Source organism: Dietzia sp. E1, assembly GCF_014145015.1.
GTDB classification, from domain to species: Bacteria; Actinomycetota; Actinomycetes; order Mycobacteriales; family Mycobacteriaceae; genus Dietzia; species Dietzia cinnamea_A.
The window spans coordinates 1-1,289 of the sequence record NZ_JAALDU010000426.1; the positions used below are offsets into that span (position 1 = coordinate 1).

Annotated in this window: 1 protein-coding gene and 1 pseudogene; one reads left to right on the forward strand and one right to left on the reverse strand. The window is 72.5% G+C overall.

Annotated elements, in window-relative coordinates:
• The first annotated feature begins 354 nt into the window (after positions 1-354).
• On the forward strand, positions 355-942 hold the full coding sequence (locus G6030_RS13400; RefSeq protein ID WP_182643463.1) for a hypothetical protein: 588 nt from the start codon (positions 355-357) through the stop codon (positions 940-942).
• On the opposite strand, the pseudogene G6030_RS16600 reads toward G6030_RS13400, so the two are convergent.
• Positions 917-1,289 (reverse strand): annotated as a pseudogene (locus G6030_RS16600) (hypothetical protein); the annotation flags it as partial. The gene G6030_RS13400 and the pseudogene G6030_RS16600 overlap by 26 nt on opposite strands.

The window sequence follows — 1,289 nt, forward strand, 5'->3', positions numbered from 1 at the left end:
ACGCCGACGAACACCATGAGCGTGAAAAGGGCGGGCAGCATCCACGTGGTGTTCGTGAGCAGGGCGGCGCCGGCGTCCAGTTCCGCGGCGGCTACGGCGCCGGTCAGCGACGTGGTGATCGTGGTCAGGGTGCTCATGGTGGGGCCTTCCGTCTTTCGCGTCTGTCAGGGATTCGGAGTCCTCGCGTGTCGGGATGGGTGGCGGGCCCGGGGATGTCCCCCGAGGCGCGCGTGCCGGGGGTCGGGGTGCCCCTGATCCTGACCCGGATCTTCGGTCCGCCCGGCGTGAATATGCGGCGGCGGGGGTTATGTTGGTGGGAGTCCCACCCGGCCCCGAGTCTCGAATCGAGTCACCATGAACGAGCAGTACCCGCGGCGGCAGGACGGGCCGTGGACCGAGGGCGGCCACGACGACCGGGACCGCTCGGCGCTGCCGGACCATCTGAACCCCACCGAGCAGTTCCCCACGGCGTCGTACCCGACGGAGCAGTTCCCGAGCGAGCAGTTCCCGACCGAGCGCCTGCCGACCGCCGAGAGCGTCGAGCGCTACGCGGGGCACCGTCAGCCGGAGCCCTACTCCCGACCGTCCGAGCCCCAGCCCTACGGGCGGTCAGTCGAACCGCAGCCGTTCGCCCGACCGGCCGAGCCGCTGGCCCACGAGGGCGGTTTCCCTTACGGCATGCCGCCGGCCGCGCCGTACGGGGCGCCCTCGCCCTACGGGTACGGCGACCCGTACATCCCTCAGCACCTGCACGTGCCCCCGCCGCAGTTCCAGCAGGGCCCGTACCCGCAGCAGTTCGGCTACCCGCCGATGCAGCAGACGGTCTACGTCCACGGCGCCCCGGCGAGGCGGGTCAACCATGCGCTGCACCTGGTACTGACCATCGTGACGTTCGGGCTCTGGCTGCCGGTGTGGATCATCCTGGCGATCGCCAACTCCTGACGCGCCCCGGCCACCGCTCGGTGATGAGCGCGGTCCCCTCGTCGACCCACTGTTCGTCCAGCGCGGCGTCGCGACTGACGAGGAGCCGGAAGATCGCCGCGCCCGCGACGACCTCGGCGAGCACCGGCAGCGGGTCATAGGCGCGGCGGGTCCGGCCGAACCGTGACTCGAACGCGGGCAGGTCGCCGGCCAGCCGCGCGATCATCCGGCAGGCCATGGTGCGGTCGACACTGGCGCGGGGTGGGCAGGTCACGGCGGCCGTAGTGACCTCGGCGGCCTTGGCGGCTGCCGCCGGGCCCGAGCCGGAGTCGCGGGCCATCCGGCTGTTGGCCCGACTGGCGCGGGGT

What these genes read in the sequence shown, in the direction of transcription:
- G6030_RS13400 (WP_182643463.1), top strand. Translation starts at nt 355, where the DNA reads ATGAACGAGCAGTACCCGCGGCGGCAGGACGGGCCGTGGACCGAGGGC.